The sequence below is a fragment of the Leisingera sp. SA32 genome, from assembly GCF_056033425.1.
On record NZ_JBVYHB010000016.1, the window covers coordinates 44,757 to 64,651 of the forward strand.

Genomic DNA, 19,895 nt, shown 5'->3' on the forward strand with positions numbered 1-19,895 from the left:
GAGCGATGTTCGAAGCCTTCCTCGCCAACACCTCGACCCAGGGCCTCGCGCCGCTCGGCACCGCGCCGCAGCGCTCGTTCGAGCTGATCACCGGCACCGTCCGCGATGCGCTTGGCGACGCCCACGCCGCCCTGTTCGCCGAGCCGGTCGCCACGCAATACGGCGATCGCTTCGACTGGTACGCCACCACCGCCGGCCAGCCCCGGCCCCTGTCCGACCTCGACGAACAGGACCGCAACACAGCCGAGGACCGGCTGGCCGCGCTGACCGCCGACATCGCCGCGCTGGGGCAGACGCTTCTGGACAAACCCGACCCCGACAGCCAGCGCCTGGGCGAGGCGCTGATCAACGCGCTGCGCTACCCCGGGCCGGGCAGCGTCTACGTGCTGACGGGCGACGGCGATCTGCAACCGGTGCTGCTGAACTGGGCCTGGGTCTCCGACAGCCAGGCCAGCGTGACCGGCGATCTCAGCGGCATAGAGGGGCGCGCCCACGCCGCCCGCCAGACCACCACCCGCCAGGGCGTGGCCGCTGCGGCCACGGCTGCCGCACCTGCCTCCGCACAGGGGCGCCGCGCCGCCGCTGCCCCGCTGAACCTGTGGTGGCTGATGTGGCTGGGCTGGCTGCTGCTGGCGCTGATGCTCGCCGCCATCCTGTTCCTGATGATCGAGGCCTGCGCCCTGCGGCTGCCCGGCCTGCCCGGATATTGCCCACCGCCGGGGCCGGAGGCCGCGACCGCGCCGCGCGACACGTTGATCCTGCGCGACCGCATCGCCACGCTGGAACGCCAGATCGCCATTGCCGACCGCGCCTGTCAGCCGCAGCAGCAGGCCACACTGCCGACGCCGCCTGCCCCCATGCCCGTGCCCGCGCCTGTCCGGCCTGCCGCCCCGGCCGCCGACGCCGACAGCGCCCGTCTGGCGGCCCGCGGCGCGCGCGAGGGGCAGCTGACCATTTCGCTGCTGTGGGATTCGGTGGCCGACCTGCACCTGGACGTGCGCTGCCCCTCCAACCGGGTCATCAACTTCGACAACCGCCGCGGCTGCGGCGGGCGGCTGGATGTCGGTGGCAACCACGACATCCGTTCCGCCCAGACCGATGCGATCGAGAGCCTGTATTTCGACGCCCCCGCCACCGGCCCCTATGCCATTCGCGTGACGCTGTTCAATCCGCACGGCCAGGCCCGCACCCAGCCCTTCCGCCTGCGCATCCGCGATGGCAGCCGCACCCAGGTGATGCGCGGCACCGTCACCGCCCGCGGGCCGGGCTGGACCACGACCCATATCGTTGAAAAGGTGAACTGATGCTCAGCGACCGCAAACCCCAGATCCGCCCCCTCTCCGCGCTGCGCGAAGAGATCACCCTGGTGCCCTTTTCCGGCATCCAGATGCTGGATTTCGGTTTTGACCTCGCCAGCCTCGACATGCGCCCGCTGCGCTTTGTCGAGCGGGTGACCGGCCAGCAGGGCGATGAGAACATCCTCACCCTGTTCCCGCTCACCGGCGATGATGACCGCGACGCCGAGGTGCTGGATGGGCGCCGCGACGATGACGACGAATATTCCGTGCGCCCCGCCGCCGCGCTCGACCCCTTTCTCGACCAATGGGTGCCAATCCCTTTCCTGCGCCTCAAAAGCCAGCGCGGCCCGGCAGGTGAGCTGCAATATGATCCCGGCCCCTCCAGCTGGGCGCGCATGCGGGTGGTGGCGCTGGCGGAGCCGGACCCGGCCTCGGGCCATACCCACCGGGTGCAGATCGCGCTCGACACGGCGCTGATCCCCCAGCAACCGGCCAGCACCTATGTGGCGCCGGATCTGCCCGACGCCGAAAAAGCCCGCGATTTCAAACTGGCCAGCGATCCTAACGACATGCGCTGGTTCCTGCGCCGCCCCGAAACCGACGAGGCCGGCAATCTGCTCGATCACCAGCGCTGGGTCTCCGATTGGCTGAAGGAGCTGTTTCTGACCTTCAAGCGCGCCGAACGCCCCGGTCGGCGCTTCTCCGAAGACAGCCTGCCGCACCGGTTTGAACATTGGGCGCGCTACCTCACCTATCTGCATCTGGTTGAAAAGGCCGCAAAACCGCCGCGTGTGCGCTTTGCCAACACGGTCAGCGAGCGCGATGCGGTGACGCCGGTGAACGTCGATCTGGTGCTGGATGTCGGCAACAGCCGCACCTGCGGCATCCTGATCGAACAGTTTCCGGATGAAACCCGCGTCGACCTTGCGCGCTCCTACCCGCTGGAAATCCGCGACCTCAGCCAGCCGCAGTTCCACTATGCCGGCCTGTTTCCCAGCCGCGTCGAATGCGCCGACCTGCGCTTTGGCGATGACCGCTACGCCAGCCGCTCGGGGCGGCGCAACGCGTTCTCCTGGCCCAGTTTCGTGCGCATCGGCCCCGAAGCCCTGCGGCTGGTCCAGGGCGAGGAAGGCACCGAGACCGTCTCCGGCCTGTCGTCGCCCAAACGCTACCTCTGGGACAGCGCGGCGGTGCAGCAGGACTGGCGGTTTCACAACCACATGGACCCCAACAACCTGCCCAAGACGGTGCGCTCGGCGATGCGGCACCTGAACGAGGCGGGCGATGTGATGAGCCAGGTCCGCTACGAGGAGGACCAGCGTCTGCGCAAACGCGGCGAGACCCCCAGCACCCCGGCGATCCGGCCCCGGTTCTCGCGCTCGTCGCTGTTCGGCTTCATGATGGCCGAGATCATCGCCCACGCGCTGGTGCAGATCAACGACCCCGCCTCGCGGGCGCGGCGCGCGCAGTCAGACCTGCCGCGACGGCTCAACCGCATCATCCTCAGCCTGCCCACCGCCACCCCCGTAAAGGAACAGGCGATCATCCGCTCCCGCACCCTGGGCGCGTTGCAGCTGATCTGGCAGCAGCTGGGTCTGGACAACGTGCCCAAGCCCTACTCCAGCAAACCGCAAGTCATGGTCGACTGGGACGAGGCCTCCTGCACCCAGCTGGTTTACCTCTACAGCGAGCTGACCCAGAAGTTCGACGGCCGCATCGACACCTTCCTGTCGCTCAAGGGCCAGACCCGCCCGGCCCCCGGCGGCGGCGAGGAACCCTCGTTGCGGCTGGCCAGCATCGACGTCGGCGGCGGCACCACCGATCTGATGGTCACCACCTACCGCAGCGAGGCCAACCGCGTGCTGCACCCCGAACAGACCTTCCGCGAGGGTTTTCGCGTGGCGGGCGACGATCTGGTGCACCGGGTGGTCAGCACCATCGTGATCCCCCGCATCCAGGAATCGATTGAGGCCGCAGGCGGCGTCTATGTCGCGGAAAAGCTGCGCGAGCTGTTCGGCGGCGACATCGGCGGTCAGGACCAGCAGGCGGTGCAGCGCCGCCGCCAGTTCTCGCTGCGGGTGCTGGTGCCGCTGGCCGAGGCGATCCTGGCCCATTGCGAAACCTCCGAGGAATTCGACCGGTTTGACCTGCCGGTGGCCCGCATCCTGGGCCTGCCAGACCCGGCCCTGTCGGAACAGGACAGCGCGAAACCGGCCGCAGCCACCGACGCCGCCGCGCCCGATGCGGCAACCGACCCGGCCACAGACCCGGCCACGCAGATCAGCCCCGACATCCTTTCCTATGTCGAGGACGCCGCCGCCGCGCTGGGGGCCGCGGGCTGGAAGCTGGCCGATCTGGTGCTACAGTCCTCGCGCGAGGATGTGGACGCCATCAGCCGCGAGGTGTTCCAGCGCGTGCTTGGCAACATGTGCGAGGTGATCGACCATCTGGGCGTCGACGTGGTGCTGCTGACCGGTCGGCCCTCCCGCCTGCCCGCGATCCGCTCGATCGTCGAGGAAATGCTGGTGGTGCCGCCGCACCGGCTGATCTCCATGCATCAGTACAAGACCGGCCGCTGGTATCCGTTCCGCGATCCGGTGACGCAAAAGATTGGCGATCCGAAATCCACTGTCGCGGTGGGCGGCATGCTGATTGCCCTGTCGGAAAACCGCATCCCGAATTTCAAGGTCACCACCGGTGCCTTCCAGATGCGCTCCACCGCGCGGTTCGTCGGCGAGATGGACATCAACGGCCAGATCCTCGACCAGCGGGTTCTGTTCTCCGGGCTCGACCTCGACAGCAACAGCCCCGGCGACGACACCGCCGTGGTCAACCTCTACTCGCCGGTCTACATCGGCGCGCGCCAGCTGCCTTTGGAGCGCTGGACCACCACGCCGCTCTACCGTCTGGATTTTGCCGCCACCGGCAACCAGACCCGGCCGCTGCCGATCCGGGTGGAGCTGCGCAAGACCGATTTCGATGACAGCGACGGCGACAGCAGCGAGGAAAAGCTGCGCCGCGAATCCATGCGCGAAGCCTTTGAGATCGACCAGGTCGAAGACGGCGAAGGCGGCGCCATGAAAACCAGCGAGGTGGTGCTGAAACTGCACACCCTCGGCTTCAAGGATGAATACTGGATCGACACCGGCGTGTTCCAGGTCTGAGACAGCGAGATGACGAAATGAGCCAACAAGACGAACTGTCCACCCGTTGCACCGACGTCGCCCGCCTGTCGCGGGCCGCGCTCGACTGGATCAACGACCCTGAAAACGCCGCCACCATCGAAGGCCGCGCGGCGCATCTGCCCAAGATGCTGCGCAAAAGCGCGCGCCGCGCCGAACGTCTGGGCCGCGCCGCCCAGACCAAGATGAGCGTCAGCGTCTTCGGCCCTTCACAGGCGGGCAAATCCTTTCTGGTCTCGGTGCTGGCCCGCCCCGACCAGGGCCGCTTGACCGCCGATTTCAACGGCCCCGGCGGCCAGCTCGATTACATCAGCCAGGTGAACCCCGCAGGCGACGGGGAATCGACCGGCCTGGTGACCCGCTTCACCATGACCAAATCGCCCACCCCCGACGGCTTTCCGATCCGCCTCAACCTGCTCAGCGAGGCTGACCTCGCCCGCACCCTCATCAACAGCTTCTACGAGGACGGCGACCTGTCGGAGGAACCGCCCAGCCCGGAACAGCTCAGCAGCCATTTCGCCACCTTCCAGCCCAAGGCCGAAGCCGCCGACACCGGCGGTCTGGACTACGAGGAAGTCTTTGAAATCGCAGACTATGTTCAGAAATGGGTCAGCAAATCCGCATACGCCTTCAACCTCGCCAGCTTCTGGGACGAGGCCGCGGACCTGGCGCCCAAGCTCGCGCCCGCCGACCGCGGCCAGTTCCTGTCGATCCTCTGGGGCGGCTATGAACCGCTCACCGACCTCTACATCAAACTGGCCCGCGCCCTGGCCACCATCAACCACGCCGAGGTGATCTACGCCTCGCTTGATGCGCTGCAACCGCGCGAGACCTCGATCATCGACGTGAACACCCTGCAAGGTCTGTTCGCGCCGGAGGGGGACGACATGCTGCCGGTGCAGACCGCCGCGGGCCAGCAAGGCCAGCTCAATCGCGCGGTGATGACGGCGCTGGCGGCGGAGCTGGTGTTTCCCATGCAGGAGCAGCCCTCACCGCTGTTTGCCGAAACCGACCTGCTGGATTTCCCCGGTGCCCGCAACCGGTTTGAGGCCCCCCTCACCGTCACCCTGCGCAACCCCGAAGAGGCCGTCACCAACATGCTCCTGCGCGGCAAGGTGGCCTATCTGTTCGACCGCTACGTGTCGAACCAGGAAATCACCTCGATGCTGCTCTGCGTGCCGGACAGCAACATGGAAACCCTCAGCCTGCCGGGGCTGGTCGAACAGTGGATCGACCTCACCCATGGCGCCACCCCCGAAGAACGCGCGCAGAACGACTGTATCCTGTTCTTCGTGATGACCAAATTCGACAAGCACCTGATCGACAGCGCCTCCGGGGCCGAGGATTACGAACGCTTCGAACGCCGCATGGACGCCTCGCTGCTCAAGGGATTCGGCAAGGTGCCGACATCCTGGGTGCACCGCTGGGCGGGGGAGGCGCCCTTCACCAACTGCTACTGGCTGCGCAATCCCTATTATCCGATCGAAGCGCTGATCGCCTATGACGGCCACGTGGAAACCGGCATCCTGCCCGCCAAGCAGCAGCGCGTTGCCGAATTGAAAACCGGCTGCCTGCAAGCGCCAGCTGTGCAGCGTCACTTCAAGGATCCCGACCGCGCCTGGGAGGCGGCGCTGGGGCTGAACGACGGCGGCGTCAGCTACCTGATCGCGGAGCTGACCCGCGTCTGCAAACCCGAAAGCAAGCTGCGCCAGATCCGCAGCCAGATCGACACCCTCGCGGCCAAGCTGGCGCATGAGCTGGCCCAGTTCCACGTCTCCGACGACATCGAAAAACGCATCGAGGAAAAACGCCTCGCCGCCGCCCAGATCATCGACGGGCTGGTGCTGACCCTGTCCAACCACCGCTTCGGCGCGTTTCTGAAGGCGCTCACCGTCGATCAGGACGCGGTGCAGGACCGCATCTCCCGCGTGCCCGCCTCGATCCGCATCACCAATGCAGTAAGCACCGACATCGCCCCCCCCGCCGCCAGCCCGGCGCGCCCCGGTGCCCCGTTGCGGCCCGGTGCGCCACCGCGCCCGAACGCCCCCCCCCGTCCCGCGTCCCCTGCCGCCGCGCCCACTGTGGCCACTGCCGAACCCGCCCCAAAGGCAAACGGCGCCGCGCCCAGCCCCATCCGCACCATGACACCAGAGGCTTTTCAGGCCGACACCGCCATCGCGGTCTGGGTCGAGGGGCTGAACCGCCTGCGCGAGGACGAGGAGCGCCTCGCCATCTTCCACCTCAGCCCCGACGCTGCTGGCGATCTGGTCACCGAAATGGTGCACGGCTTCTCCCGCACCAATGTTCGTGGCCGGATGATGGAAACGCTGCGGCAGACCTCCTATGGGCTGACGCTGGACAAACAGGCGCCCGCTGCCGCCATCGTCTGTTCTGAGCGGATCAATGATTTCGTCACCCAGCTGGGTGCCCGCGACCCCGGTGCTGCACCGCTGATGATCGACCTCGGCAACGGCCAGTCGCGGCAGGCTTTCGCGCCCCGACGCGGCGCCGACAGCGCCAGCGGCCTGCCACAGGATCCCCGCCCCGCGTCCGAGGAGGCCTGGACCGACTGGGTGTTTGCGCTTGATGCCATGTGCGTCGCCAATGCCAAGGACGGCGAAGGCGGCAGCGTCAACATCGAACAGAACCTGCGGCTGGGCAGCGTGCTGGGCGATCTGGTCCCGCAGGCGGAGGTCTGAGCCGATGATCGACATCAGACCCGACCCCGACCACCCGCGCGGCGGCTTTGCGCTGCTCACCCTGCCCGCCACCAGCGCTGCGGAAGATCCCGTGCAGGTGGCGGTGTTCAACAGCTACCAGCAAAAATGGCTCGGCCCCGAGGGCTGGCAGCCCAACCGCACCACCCTGCCCGCCCGCGCCGCGCAGCAGGACGGTGATGCGCTGACCCTCACCCTCGGCCCCGACATCGTCAACCACCTCGAGGAAGACACCCACCTGCGGATCGAGGCCGCAGGCGGCGGCTGGGACATCTACTGGCCCGACAGCATCAACGCCGGTCCCGATCTGGCAGTGGTTGGCGGCATCGGCGGCACCGGTGCGGCCGCCCAGCCGCAGGAACCCACGCTCGCCACGGCGCCGCCGCCCGCGCCAGACCCCGCGCCCGCGCCTGAACCAGCGCCGGACCTCTCTGAAGCCGAGGACGAGACACCGCCAGAGGCCCCCGCCACAGGGGCGCCCGACAGGCCGCAGGCCGCCGACCGCTCCCGGCTGCCGCTGATCCTCTTGGCGCTGCTGCTGGTTCTTGCCCTCGCCGCGGCCGCCTATTACTTCGGGCTGCCTGCTCCGCAAGAGACGGCCGAGCCGGGCCCCACCCCCGTGGCCGAACCTGCGCCCGCGCCGCCACCGGAACCCGCAGCCGCCGCGCCCGACCCTTGCGCCGCCGACAGTCTGGCGGCCCTTCAGGGCGGGTTTGCCGCGCTGGCCGACCAGCTGCGCAGCTGCGGCCGCGCCGTCTCCGCGGATGCGGCCCTGGGTCACCTCGAACGCGCCGCTGCCGCCGATGACGCCGACGCGCTGGCGCTCTTTGGTGCGATCTACGATGGCGCGGTCACCGATGACGCGATCGAGACCACAATCGGCCTCAGCTTCCCCGACCAGCCCGCCCGCGCCGCCGAATATTACGCCCGCGCCGCCGCAGCCGGCTCGGCGGAGGCCGAAACCCGCCTCACCGCCGTCTGCACCCGCCTGCAAGAGGCCACAGACACCCTGTCGCAAAGCGCCCATGAAGATCACTGCCAGTAACTCCGGGAGCCCCGCCATGATGCCTGCCCTCCGCCGCTGCCTGCGCCTCTGCGCCGCCCTGCTGGCGCTGCTTGCCGTCCACCCGGCGCAGGCCCAGGACCAGCCCCGGGACCAGCCCCGGCGCCCGCTGCTGCTGGCGGGCACCGAAACCATCTATGAACGGGTCCTCACCCGCCCCGGCGCCACCCGCCACAGCGCCCCGGACGCGCCCGCGGACGACACCTACCCCGCCTTCCAGCCGCTCTATGTCTTTGCCCGCCAGGGCAACTGGCTGGAGGTCGGCCCCAGCCCCAACCTGCCGCCGCAGGGCTGGCTGCGGGCCGAGACATCGGTGCCGTGGAAACAGAACATCGTCGGCGCCTTCACCAACGCCGCCGGGCGCAGTCGCCAATTGCTGTTCGAGGATCAGGACAGCCTTGACTGGCTGATGAACCACGAGGCGATGCGCGACGTGCAGGAGCGTCTGATCGCCGAAGCCTCCGCCGGGGTCATCAACGGCGAACGCGGCGTGGTCTCGGTGGAGCCGGAGGAGTTCGTCAACATTCGCGACGACCTCTACCTGATGCCGATCCTCGATTTCACCGAGGCGCTGCACCCGCTCAGCTATGATGACATCCTGCTGATGCAGGTGGCCTCGGTGCCAAAACAGGCGGCAGCCGCCGGCGCCCAGCAGATCCAGGCCGACACGTCCGCCTTTGACGTCGGCATCGTCTTTGTGCTCGACACCACCCAATCAATGGAAAACTACATCGCCCTCACCCAGCGGGTGTTGCAAAACACCGTGCGCCAGATCGAAGGCACCGAGATCGGCGAGCTGGTGAATTTCGGCGTCATCGGCTTTCGCGACAACACCGCCGCCGTGCCGGAACTGGACTACCGCACCCGCACGCTGGTGGGCCTCGAACGCCGCCAGAGCCAGGACGCGGTGATCGCCGCCATAGGCCGCGCCACCGATGTCGCCCGCGCCAACTCCCCCGGCTTCAACGAGGACAGCCTCGCCGGGGTCGAGGACGCCATCGACACCATCGACTGGGATCAGCTCCAGGGCGACGGCGACCGCATCGACGCGCGCTATGTCATCCTCGTCACCGATGCCGGGCCCAAGGATCCCCGCGACCCCAACGCGCGCTCTGAAATCGGCGCGGTCGAGCTGCAAAAGGATGCCGAGGGCCGCAACATCGTGGTGATGACCCTGCATCTCAAGACCCCGAACGGCGCCGGCAACCACGCCTATGCCGCCAGCCGCTACCGCGAATTGTCCCGCTTTGCCGGGCGCGAGTATTATTTCCCGATCGAGGGCGGCTCGGAAGAAGCCTTTGCCGGCGTCGCCACCCGCCTCATCACCGCGCTTACCGACCATGTCCGCATCGTGCGCGGCGAGGACACCGTGCTGCCAGCCGAGGAAGCAGGGGAAGATCTGCTGGCCCTGGGCCGCGCCATGCAGCTCGCCTGGCTGGGCAGCGCGCGGGGCACCCAGGCACCGGACGTGATCCGCGGCTGGCTGTCGAACAAGGCGGTCGAACGCCCCGACCGGCTCGCCGTGGAACCCCGCCTGCTGGTCACCAAGAACGAACTTGCCAGCATGGCAGAGCTGCTGGACAACCTGGTGCGCTTTGGCGAACAGGCCCAAAGCTCCGAACAGAGCCTCGATTTCTTCTCTCAGGTTCAGGGGCTGATCGCCGACATGGCGCAGAACCCCGATCTCGTTATCAACGCCAAGGCCGACACGCTGGGCAGCGCCTTCGAATTCCTCGACCGGCTGCCCTACAAAAGCCAGGTGCTGGGCATGACCCGGCAACGCTGGGCCGAAAGCGCCATGATCCGCCGCAGCATGATCGACGGCATGCGCCAGAAGCTCGCCCAATACCGCAAGTGGCTGTTCGACAGCACCCTGTGGACGCCGCTCTATGACGGCGCGCCGGACGGTGAACACGTCTTTGCCATGCCCTTTGACGTGCTGCCCTGAGCGATGGCGGCGCTCTTGGACATTGCGGGGCTGGAGATCTCGCTGGCCGATGGGGAGCGCCAGTTCACCTTGCAGGTGCCGCAGTTGCAGCTCGCCAGCGGTCAGGCCTGGGGGCTGACCGGGGCCAGCGGCACCGGCAAGACGCTGCTGCTGGAAACCCTCGGCCTGTTGCGCCGCCCGCAAGCCTGCCAGCGCTTCCAGTTGCACGCAGGCGCGCCGCCGCCGCTGGATCTGGCCGCAGTCTGGACAGGCAGCGCCACGCCCGCGGCAGAACTGCGCGGCACCCACATGGGCTTTGTTCCGCAAAGCGGCGGCCTGCTGCCGTTTCTGACGGTGGCGGAAAACATCGCCCTGTCGCAACAGATCTCCGCCCGTCCCGACGGCGATTGGTGCCGCCAGCTGATCGCCGCGCTGGGACTGGAGGAGGTCCGCGCCCTGCGCCCCGGCGCGCTGTCGATCGGCCAGCGCCAGCGCGTCGCCATCGCCCGCGCCCTGGCCCACCGCCCGGCGCTGGTGATCGCCGATGAACCCACCGCGGCGCTGGACCCGGATGCCGCCGCCACCGCCATAGGTCTGCTCATCGACATGGCCGCCAGTGGCGGCGCCGGGGTCATCATCTCCTCGCATGATCTGGCCCTGCTGGACCGTTTCGCGCTGCACCGCGCCGCGCTGTCCCTCGTCAGCCCGCCGGGCCGCGCCCATGTCACCAGCCAGCTGCGGCTGGCACCGCAGGGCCACCCCGCATGCGACTGATCCTGTTCCTCGCCCTGCGCGACCTCTGGCGCCAGCGCATCCACCTGCTCTGCAACGTCGCAATCCTGGCCGGCGTTCTGGTGCCGCTGATGGTGGTCTTTGGCGTCAAGAACGGCGTCTATGACGCGCTCATCGGGCGCCTTTTGAACGACCCCGCCACCCTGCGGATCGAGACCACCGGCAACAACAGCTTCACCCACGCCGACATCGCCGAGGTCGCCGCCTGGCCCGAGGCAGGCTTTGTCACCGGCAAGACCCGCAGCGTGTTCGATTTTGTCAACGTCCGCCGCGCGGGCAGCATCGAGAAACGCGATGCCGTGCTCCTGCCCTCCGGCACCGGTGACCCCACCCTGCCCCGCGATCTGGTCCTCGGCCCCGCGCAGGCCGTGCTCAGCGCCAGTCTGGCCCGGCAGCTGAATTTCGCCCCCGGCGACACGGTGCAGATCTTCACCCAGGCCAGCGAGCGCAAGCGCCAGCTGATGCTGCCGCTGACGGTGGCGGCGGTGCTGCCCGATGCGGCGCTCTCCGGCCGCTCGGTGCTGGCCGACATCGCCGTCTTGGACCTGGTCGAGGCGTTCTACGACGAATACGCCCTGCCCGCCCACGGCATCACCGAAGGCCGCGACCTCACCCAGCGGGTGCCGCAGTTCGAGGGCATGCGGCTGTTTGCCAAGGACATCCTCCAACTGGCGGCCCTGCAATCGCGGCTGGAGAAGCGTTTCGGCATCCGCACCGAGGCCCGCACCGCCGAGGTCAGCGGCGTCCTCAGCTTGGGCCGCAACCTCAACCTCGCGCTGCTGCTGACCGCGGGTGTGGCCAGCCTCGGGCTGGCGGCGGCGCTGATCTTCGGCTTCTGGGGCGAGGTCGCGCGCAAGCGTCAGACCCTCGCCGCGCTGGCGCTCCTGGGCATTCCGCCGCGCAGGCTCTGGCTGTTTCCGGTGGCGCAGGCGCTGGTCTCGGCAGCGGCAGGGCTGGTCGTCAGCTTCCTGCTGTTTCTGGCCGCCGCCGCGCTGGCAGAGCAGCTGTTCGACAGCGGGCTGACCCGCGACAGCGGGCTGGTGGTGCTGTCACTGGCGCAGGCCGCGGCCATTGCCGGTGTGACCTTTGCCTTTGTCGGCCTCGCCGCCTTTTTTGCCGCCCGGCGCGCCGCCGCCGTCGACCCCGCCGCAGTGCTGCGCGACAGCGCGACCTGAGCCACCCGTGCCACCGGCACCATGGGATCAGGGGCCGCTCTTGTGGGTCGGCAGGGTATCAAAAACCGCCTCCGCACTATCAATCGGAATGCGCCGCTCCCCGGGCGAGAAACTGGCCGAGACATAGGGCCGCCTGCGCCCGCCACCGGGTTTGTCGGCGGTCTCCACCAACGCATAGAGCTGCACCGGGCGACCCAGGAAATCGGCAAACTGCCCCACCGGCGCCTCGCCCTGGTTGGGCACCGATTCCCAGTGCCGCAGAATGTCCCGCGCGGTCACCTGCACCCGTTGGCCCAGCAGCACCGTGCCAATAAACGCGCCATCGGTGGACGGGTTGGTCAGCCCGCGAAACCTGGCCCCCGGCACCAGCGCCGCCAAGGCGGCATTGGCGTTGAACTGCCAGGCGTCGTGGTCGGTGCCGATCAATATGCCGCCCCCCTGCACGGCCAGCGCGGCAATCTGGTTGATCAACAGCTTTCCGCTGGAGCCATTGCTCCCGGGAAAGCGGGTGCGCGCATTGTGGGTGATATTGCGGATCGAAAACGACCCGTCCAGCATCAGCGCATCACGGCCGCTGCCGTAGAACCGCTGCAGGGCGGTCGCATCGGCTTTGTTCATCCGCACCCGCCGGTTGCCCATGTCCAGCACCACGATGTCATAGGCCGCCGCCGCCAGCGCCTGCGCCAGCGCGCCGCCTTGGGTGCTGCGGGTATAGGTGACTTCGAACACCCCACCGCCCTGAAACCCGTCGGCATATTCCGCCATCTGCTGGCGGTGGCGCGAGACCAGCTCACGCCCCATATCCGGCATCGCGTTGAACCACAGCACCCGTGCCGTTTGCAGCGGCGGGCGCTGATGCTGCGCTTGGGGATGCGATTGCGGCACCTGCGCCAGGCCACCGCTGGCCGCGGCCAGTGCCAGTATCAGTGCCAGCCACAGGCCGCGCATTGCTCTTGCCCACATGATCCGCTTCCCCATCGCCGCTCCCCTCCCAGCCTAGGACAAATCCGCCAACTGCCAAGGGCCAACCTGCCACGGCGGCTGCCGGCCCGCCGGATTGACCGCCTGCACAATATCGGCAACCTTGGACCGGGTGTGCGGGGCGGTGATAACGGGGAAGCCATTGCGTTTTGCTCTTGCGATCGGGCTGGGCTGCCTGGCTCTCTTGGCGTTGCTGGCTGCGGCGGCGGGACTGCTGTTGCCCGCCTGCGCGCTGCCCCTGATCGGCCCGCAGGGCGCGTGCCCGCCGCAGCAGACGAGCCGCACCGCCGCGGCGCTCGCCTCTGCGGATCAGCAGCGCACCACGCTGGAACGCCGGATCTTCGAGCTGGAGCGCGAACTGGCCGCACGCCACTGCACCGCCTTGCCCCCTGCCCCGCCGGATCCCGCCGCCCCCCTCACCCCCGAGGGCTGGGACAGTGGAGATCTTGCGATGCTGCAAGGCTGTTGGTCTCTGGACACCCGTTACCGCACCCGCGATGTCGATACAGGGGTGATCCGCCATTACGACCACTGGCAGATGTGCTTTGACGCGCGGGGCAACGGCACCCAGACCATGCGCGCCAGCGACGGGATGGAATGCAGCGGCCCGGTCATCGCCGGGTTCAACGGCGCGCAGCTGTCGCTGATCGAACCGGGCAACCTGCCCTGCGCAGACGGTGGCTATATCCACCAGCGCCAGATCACCTGCACCGCCGCCGCAGCAGGTCGCGCCAGCTGCGCGACGGAACAGCCCGAGACCGGCGGTCGCGCCACCGTCACCTTTGCCCGCCCACCGGGCTGACGGCCTCAGACCGCCTCTGCTCTGCGCGTGCCGGGGGGCACCACATTCAGGCCTGCGACGCCAGTTCCACCCCGGCAATTGCGGCCGTATTACAGATATGCACCCGCATCGCCTCCGCCGCCCCCGCCGCATCGCGCGCCTGCAAGGCCGCCAGGACCAGCTGGTGCTCCCGGATCGAGGCCTCCATACGGGCAAACTGCGTGCGTGGGATCGGCGCGCGCTGGCTCTCTGTCAGCACCTCGTTGATCGACTGATACAGCTGCCGCAGCATGGCGTTGGGGCAGGCCTCGGCGATGCTGGCGTGAAACGCCAGATCCGCTTCCACATGCGTCACCAGATCCCCGGCCCGCCAGGCGCTCTCAAACGCGGCACAGGCCTCGGCCAGCGCCTCCAGCTGCGGCGCGGTGATCTCCGGCGCCGCCAGGCGGCACAGCTCCACCTCCACCAGGCACCGGGTCTGAAACGCCTCCAGCAGGGAAAAACTCCCACTGAACCGCCAGGCCAAGGGCGGCGCCGCTGCCGCCTCGCCCACATTGCCCGCAACAAAGGTGCCACGGGCCGGCAGGGTGCGCAGCAGCCCCAGCGTCTCCAGTGTCAGCAGCGCCTCGCGCAGCGACGCCCGCGACACCCCCAGCTGTTCCGCCAGCACCCGCTGCGAGGGCAGTTTTTGCTCCGGCGCAAACTCTCCGGTGCGGATCATCGTCTGGATTCGCCTGGTAACAACCTCCGTCACCGGCAGTTTGCCATAGTCTTCTTGCATGCGATTTCGTCCATTTTTCCAGCGCGGCGCAGGGCTTGGACCGCGGTGTCGGAAATAATCATTGCATAATGCCCGGACTCGCGCCAGCTTGTTCATACCGGTAGGACTGGTCTGACCAGTTAGGCCAGATAAGCCCACCGGCACCAAGACGACCACAACAGGGAAAACAAAACCATGACACATCTGATCCGGGTCGCCGCCATGGCAACCGCATTGTTTGCCTCCGCTGCCCAGGCCGAGGACACGCTGGAAATCGGCGCCAACATTGGCAACGTGCCCTGGGAATTCCAGGACGCATCGGGCACGTTCACCGGCTTCGAGGTCGACCTGGCGGCCGCCGTTGCCGACAAGCTGGGCCGCGAGATCGAAATCGTGAACATCCCCTTCAACGGGCTGTTCTCGGCGGTGCAATCGGGCCGCATCGACATGGCGATGTCCTCGATCACCATCACCGACGAGCGGCTGCAATCCGTCAGCTTTGCCCAGCCCTATTACGACAGCGACCAGTCGCTGACTGCGCTGGCCGACGGCCCCGCCTCGCTCGCCGACATGCAGGGCAAGATCGTTGGCGTCGACACCGGCTCCACCGGTGACATGTGGGCCACCGAACACGCCGAGGAGCACGGCTTTGCCGACATCCGCCGCTATGAGGGGCTCGCCCCCGCCATGCTGGATCTCCAGGCCGGCCGCATCCACGGCTACATCTCCGACATCCCGGCACTGCTCTACTACGTCAAGGACAAGCCCGCGCTGAAGGTTGTCCAACGCATCGAAACCGGCGAGAAATACTCCTTCATGTTCGACAAGGACGCCGCCCTCGCGGCTGAGGTGAACACGGTGCTGACCGACCTGAAACAAGACGGCACCCTCGCCTCCCTGCATGAAAAATGGTTCGGCGTCATGCCCGAGGCCAGCACCTCCACCGTGACCGTGCTCGACATGCCGATGGCCAAATAACCACCGAACTTACCAGCCGGACCCCGGCGTCAACCCTGGGTCCGGCAAGGGGACATCATGGACATTTTTGACACTTTCCTGAACGCAGAGGTGCTGCGACAAAGCTGGCCGATGCTGCTCAAGGGGCTGTGGCTGACGCTGAAACTGGGCGTCGCCAGCATTCTCGCCGGGCTGGTTCTGGGCCTCGCACTGTGCCTCACGCGGCTCTATGCGCCCACGCCCATCCGGCTGCTTATGCGGCTCTACATTGCCGTTTTTCGCTCCATTCCGCTCTTGGTGCTGCTGATTATCGTCTACTATGCGCTGCCGTTCCTGGGCATCCGCCTGTCGCCCTTCGCCTCGGCAATGACAGCACTGACCATGGTCTCCGGCGCCTACACGGCCGAGATTTTTCGCGCCGGCATCGAAGCCGTGCCAAAAGGCCAGTTCGAAGCCTCCGCCGCGCTTGGCCTCAGCCCGCGCCAGACCATGGCCGACATCATCCTGCCGCAGTCGATCCGCCTGGTGATCCCGCCGCTGACCAACAATTCCATCAATGTCATCAAGGACACTGCCCTTGCCTCGGTGGTGGCGATGCCGGATCTGTTGAAACAGGCCACCCAGGCCCAGGCGCTCGCTGCCAATCCCACGCCGCTGATCGGGGCGGCGGCGATCTACCTCGCCTTTCTGCTGCCCGCCGTGCTGATGGTGTCGCGGCTGGAACAGCGCTTCAATCGGGGGAAAGCGTGATGGACGACTTCATCAGCATCCGCAATCTGCACAAACACTACGGCACCTTCCACGCCCTCACCGGCATCGATCTGGAGATCGCCAAGGGCGAGGTGGTCTGCGTCATCGGCCCCTCCGGCTCCGGCAAATCGACCCTGATCCGTTGCATCAACCGGCTCGAAGATTTCTCGCGCGACAGCAGCATTCATGTGGACGGCGTGCCGGTACAGCCCGGCGCCAGCCTGGCCCGCGTAAGGGCCGAGGTCGGCATGGTGTTTCAGAACTTCAACCTGTTTCCGCATCTGACCGTGCTGGAGAACATCATGCTGGCACCTCGCCGGGTGCGCGGCACCTCCCGCGCCGCGGCGCGCCAACAGGCCAGCGCCCTGCTGGCTCGGGTCGGTCTGGCCGACCATGCCGATAAATACCCCAGCGGGCTGTCCGGTGGTCAGCAGCAACGGGTGGCAATTGCCCGCGCGCTGGCAATGGAACCGCAGGTGCTGCTGTTTGACGAACCGACCTCGGCGCTGGATCCGGAGATGGTCGGCGAGGTGCTGGACGTGATGCGGGATCTGGCCCGCACCGGTGTCACCATGGTGGTCGTCACCCACGAGATGGGCTTTGCCCGTCAGGTGGCGGACCGGGTCATCTTCATGGACAGCGGCGCGGTGGTCGAAACCGCGCCGCCCGAGACGCTCTTCACGGCCCCGCAGGAGGCCCGAACCCGAAACTTCCTGCACGCGGTGCTGGATCACTAACGAACACAAAGGACAACAGGATGCCCAAGCAACAGCCTCACGCGCATCAGGATCAGGACCGGCTGGACATGGAAATGCTGCGCGCGCAGTTTCCCGCCTTGGCCAAGGACTGGGCGTTTTTCGACAATGCCGGCGGCTCGCAAACGCTGCAAACCGCGATCGACCGCATTGTCGAATTTCTCACCCATCGCGATGTGCAGATCGGCGGCAGCTACGAGATCTCGCAGGCCGCGGCTGAGGCACTGATGGCCGGCCGCCGCGCCGCCCAAGTGATGATGAACGCCACCCGCCCGGAGGAGATCGTCTTTGGCCCCTCGACCACGGTTCTGACCCAGAACCTGGCCGCCGCCATGCGCCGCCAATTCGCACCGGGCGACGAGGTTATCGTCACCCATGCCGACCATGAATCCAACATCGGCCCTTGGGAGCGGCTGGCGGAATTTGGCGTAGTGGTCAAGGTTTGGCCCTTCGATCCGGCAACCGGGGCCTTTTCGCTCGAGGATCTCGGCCCGCTGATGACGGATCGGACCAAACTGGTCTGTGTGCATCATGTGTCCAACATCCTGGGCCAGATCAACCCGGTGGCAGAGATCGCGGATTTCGTGCATGCACGGGGGGCGAAAATCTGTGTCGATGGCGTCGCTTATGCGCCGCACCGCGCGATTGATGTGGCCGCCTGGGACGTCGATTATTACATCTTCAGCCTCTACAAATGCTACGGTCCGCACACCGCGATCATGTACGGAAAATACACCCTGCTGGAGGAGCTGGACGGGCTCTATCACTATTTCTATGGCCGGGACAAAGTGCCGGGCAAGCTGGAGCCGGGCAATCCAAACTATGAGCTGGCCTATGCCACCACCGCCGTGGTGGAGTATCTGCAACAGCTGGGCGGCGGCAGCGGACGGGCCGCGCTGGAGGCTGGATTTTCCGCCATCGCGGCCCAGGAACAACTGCTGACCGACCGGTTCCTCGCCTGGGCGAAGGGACGCAACGACACCCAGATCATCGGCCCTTCGTCGAACCCGGACAACAGCCGCGTGCCCACCATCGCCTTCCGCGTCAACGGGGTGCATTCCGGCGACGTGGCCCGTGCGATGGACGACACCCGCGTCGCCATCCGCTTTGGCGACTTCCACTCCCGCCGTCTGATTGAAGAGATGGACCAGAGCCACAATGACGGGGTGCTGCGGGTGTCCATGGTGCATTACAACACCGTGGCGGAGGTCGACCGGCTGACCGACGGGCTGGACCAGGTGCTTCGCGCAGTGCGCGCCGAGGTCACCGCATGAGCGGCCCCGACGTGGTGATCCGCGGCGGCACCCTGTGCACCGCTTCGGACCGCTACCGTGCCGATCTTGCCGTCACCGGCGGCAAGATCACCCAGATCGCAGAGCACATATCCGGCGGCCAGCAAGAGATCAACGCCACCGGTCTTTTGCTGTTGCCCGGCGGCATCGACGCCCATGTGCACCTCGCGCAAGAGCAGGGCGACGGGACGGTGATGGCGGATGATTTTGCCTCCGGCACCCGTTCGGCGCTTGCGGGTGGCAACACCACGGTGTTGCCATTTGCCCTGCAAAAACGCGGCCAGTCCCTGCGCGACGCGGTGCGCGCGTACCACGCCCTTGCCGAAGGACAATGCTGGTGCGACGTCTCCTTTCACATGATCATCACCGACCCCACACCGCAGGTTCTGGGCCAGGAACTGCCCGCGCTGGTCGCGGAGGGCTATACCTCGTTCAAGGTCTTCATGACCTATGACGACATGGTGTTGAATGACGCGCAATTACTGGAGGTCTTTGACGCCGCGCGCCGCGAAGGGGCGTTGGTCATGGTTCATGCCGAGGGGCATGACGCGATAAAATTCATGACCCGCAAGCTGGAAGAGCAGGGCAAGACCGCCCCCTATTTCCACGCCGAGGCACACGCCCAGATCGCCGAACGAGAGGCCACCCATCGCGCCATTTCCCACGCCCAACTGGCGGATGTTCCGATCGTGATCGTGCATGTTTCTGGCCGCGATCCGATGGAGCAAATCCAATGGGCCCGGCGGCGCGGACTGCGGGTTTTTGCCGAGACCTGCCCGCAATACATCGCCCTGACAGCCGAGGATCTGAAGGGGCTGAACATGGATTTTGAAGGCGCCAAATACGTCTGTTCGCCACCGCCCCGCGACGCCGACAGCCAGGCGGCAATCTGGCAGGGGCTGCGGGATGGGACGTTCGATATTTTCTCGTCGGATCACTGCCCGTTCTTCTTTGATGGCGAAAGGGGCACCGGCAAGAACACGCCCCGTGCCCGGACCTCCTTCAAATGGGTTCCGAACGGCATTCCCGGTGTTGAGACGCGACTGCCCCTGTTGTTTTCGGAAGGCGTGAGCAAAGGCCGGATCACGCTGGAGCGGTTTGTGGCGCTGACCGCGACCAACCCGGCCAAGCTCTATGGGTTGTACCCGCAGAAGGGAACGCTGGCGATCGGGGCGGATGCTGACATCACGCTGTGGGACCCCAACCGCCGCGCGCAGATCCGGCAGGCGGATTTGCACCACGGGGCGGATTATACCCCCTATGAGGGCCACGAGATCACCGGCTGGCCAGTCCGCACGATCCTGGGTGGGCAGAGCGTGTTTGCCAATGGTGTCCTCGCACCACTGCCGTCGAAAGGGCGCTATCTGCGGCGGGGATTGCCGGGCGAGTTGCCCTAGAGGTTTGGGCGATTTTAAAACGACCTGGGCGCGGCTTTGATATTGGCCGCGCCTTTTTTTTGCCCCAT

At 67.1% G+C, this 19,895-nt stretch carries 15 protein-coding genes; 13 read left to right on the forward strand and 2 right to left on the reverse strand.

Annotated elements, in window-relative coordinates; genetic code table 11:
• The first annotated feature begins 5 nt into the window (after positions 1-5).
• From AC0IPL_RS18370 to AC0IPL_RS18400, 7 genes are read left to right on the forward strand one after another with little or no spacing between them, the layout of a single operon-like run.
• Entirely contained in the window at positions 6-1,304 is a 1,299-nt protein-coding gene (locus AC0IPL_RS18370) for a hypothetical protein (protein ID WP_474276362.1), read from the forward strand.
• The gene (locus tag AC0IPL_RS18375) at positions 1,304-4,462 is read left to right on the forward strand and encodes a virulence factor SrfB (RefSeq protein ID WP_474276364.1); all 3,159 of its coding nucleotides are present in this window, start codon (positions 1,304-1,306) and stop codon (positions 4,460-4,462) included. The genes AC0IPL_RS18370 and AC0IPL_RS18375 overlap by 1 nt, the downstream gene beginning before the upstream one ends.
• Positions 4,463-4,479: 17 nt before the next feature.
• Positions 4,480-7,179, forward strand: a complete 2,700-nt coding sequence (locus AC0IPL_RS18380; RefSeq protein ID WP_474276366.1) for a virulence factor SrfC family protein — start codon at positions 4,480-4,482, stop codon at positions 7,177-7,179.
• 4 nt (positions 7,180-7,183) lie between these two features.
• Complete coding sequence (locus tag AC0IPL_RS18385) at positions 7,184-8,242, forward strand: hypothetical protein (protein ID WP_474276368.1); 1,059 nt, start codon at positions 7,184-7,186, stop codon at positions 8,240-8,242.
• A 16-nt stretch (positions 8,243-8,258) separates the two neighbouring features.
• Positions 8,259-10,208 carry a vWA domain-containing protein gene (locus AC0IPL_RS18390; protein WP_474276370.1) on the forward strand — a complete coding sequence of 650 codons (1,950 nt, stop codon included), beginning with the start codon at positions 8,259-8,261 and terminating at the stop codon, positions 10,206-10,208.
• Positions 10,209-10,211: 3 nt separating this feature from the next.
• Positions 10,212-10,961 (forward strand): ATP-binding cassette domain-containing protein, encoded by a 750-nt coding sequence (locus AC0IPL_RS18395; RefSeq protein ID WP_474276372.1) that lies wholly within the window; start codon positions 10,212-10,214, stop codon positions 10,959-10,961.
• Entirely contained in the window at positions 10,952-12,154 is a 1,203-nt protein-coding gene (locus AC0IPL_RS18400) for an ABC transporter permease family protein (protein WP_474276375.1), read from the forward strand. The genes AC0IPL_RS18395 and AC0IPL_RS18400 overlap by 10 nt, the downstream gene beginning before the upstream one ends.
• Positions 12,155-12,181: 27 nt before the next feature.
• On the opposite strand, the gene AC0IPL_RS18405 is transcribed toward AC0IPL_RS18400, so the two are convergent.
• Complete coding sequence (locus AC0IPL_RS18405) at positions 12,182-13,117, reverse strand: hypothetical protein (protein ID WP_474276377.1); 936 nt, start codon at positions 13,115-13,117, stop codon at positions 12,182-12,184.
• Positions 13,118-13,277: 160 nt separating this feature from the next.
• On the opposite strand from AC0IPL_RS18405, the gene AC0IPL_RS18410 reads away from it, so the two are divergent.
• Positions 13,278-13,937, forward strand: a complete 660-nt coding sequence (locus AC0IPL_RS18410) for a hypothetical protein (protein ID WP_474276378.1) — start codon at positions 13,278-13,280, stop codon at positions 13,935-13,937.
• Between the two features lie 46 nt (positions 13,938-13,983).
• On the opposite strand, the gene AC0IPL_RS18415 is transcribed toward AC0IPL_RS18410, so the two are convergent.
• Positions 13,984-14,697 (reverse strand): FadR/GntR family transcriptional regulator, encoded by a 714-nt coding sequence (locus AC0IPL_RS18415; RefSeq protein WP_474276380.1) that lies wholly within the window; start codon positions 14,695-14,697, stop codon positions 13,984-13,986.
• A gap of 174 nt (positions 14,698-14,871) precedes the next feature.
• Between AC0IPL_RS18415 and AC0IPL_RS18420 the strand changes: the two genes are divergently transcribed.
• Genes AC0IPL_RS18420 through hydA form a run of 5 tightly spaced genes read left to right on the forward strand, consistent with a single transcriptional unit; the run spans position 14,872 to position 19,827 of the window.
• Positions 14,872-15,654, forward strand: coding sequence for an ABC transporter substrate-binding protein (locus AC0IPL_RS18420; protein ID WP_474276382.1), 783 nt, complete (start codon positions 14,872-14,874; stop codon positions 15,652-15,654).
• Between the two features lie 57 nt (positions 15,655-15,711).
• Positions 15,712-16,383: an amino acid ABC transporter permease gene (locus tag AC0IPL_RS18425; protein ID WP_474276384.1), complete on the forward strand. Its 672-nt coding sequence runs from the start codon at positions 15,712-15,714 to the stop codon at positions 16,381-16,383.
• The gene (locus tag AC0IPL_RS18430) at positions 16,383-17,120 is read left to right on the forward strand and encodes an amino acid ABC transporter ATP-binding protein (protein WP_474276386.1); all 738 of its coding nucleotides are present in this window, start codon (positions 16,383-16,385) and stop codon (positions 17,118-17,120) included. The genes AC0IPL_RS18425 and AC0IPL_RS18430 overlap by 1 nt, the downstream gene beginning before the upstream one ends.
• Before the next feature lie 20 nt (positions 17,121-17,140).
• The gene (locus AC0IPL_RS18435; RefSeq protein WP_474276389.1) at positions 17,141-18,412 is read left to right on the forward strand and encodes a cysteine desulfurase-like protein; all 1,272 of its coding nucleotides are present in this window, start codon (positions 17,141-17,143) and stop codon (positions 18,410-18,412) included.
• Positions 18,409-19,827, forward strand: a complete 1,419-nt coding sequence (hydA, locus tag AC0IPL_RS18440) for a dihydropyrimidinase (RefSeq protein ID WP_474276391.1) — start codon at positions 18,409-18,411, stop codon at positions 19,825-19,827. The genes AC0IPL_RS18435 and hydA overlap by 4 nt, the downstream gene beginning before the upstream one ends.
• The last annotated feature ends 68 nt before the right edge of the window (positions 19,828-19,895 follow it).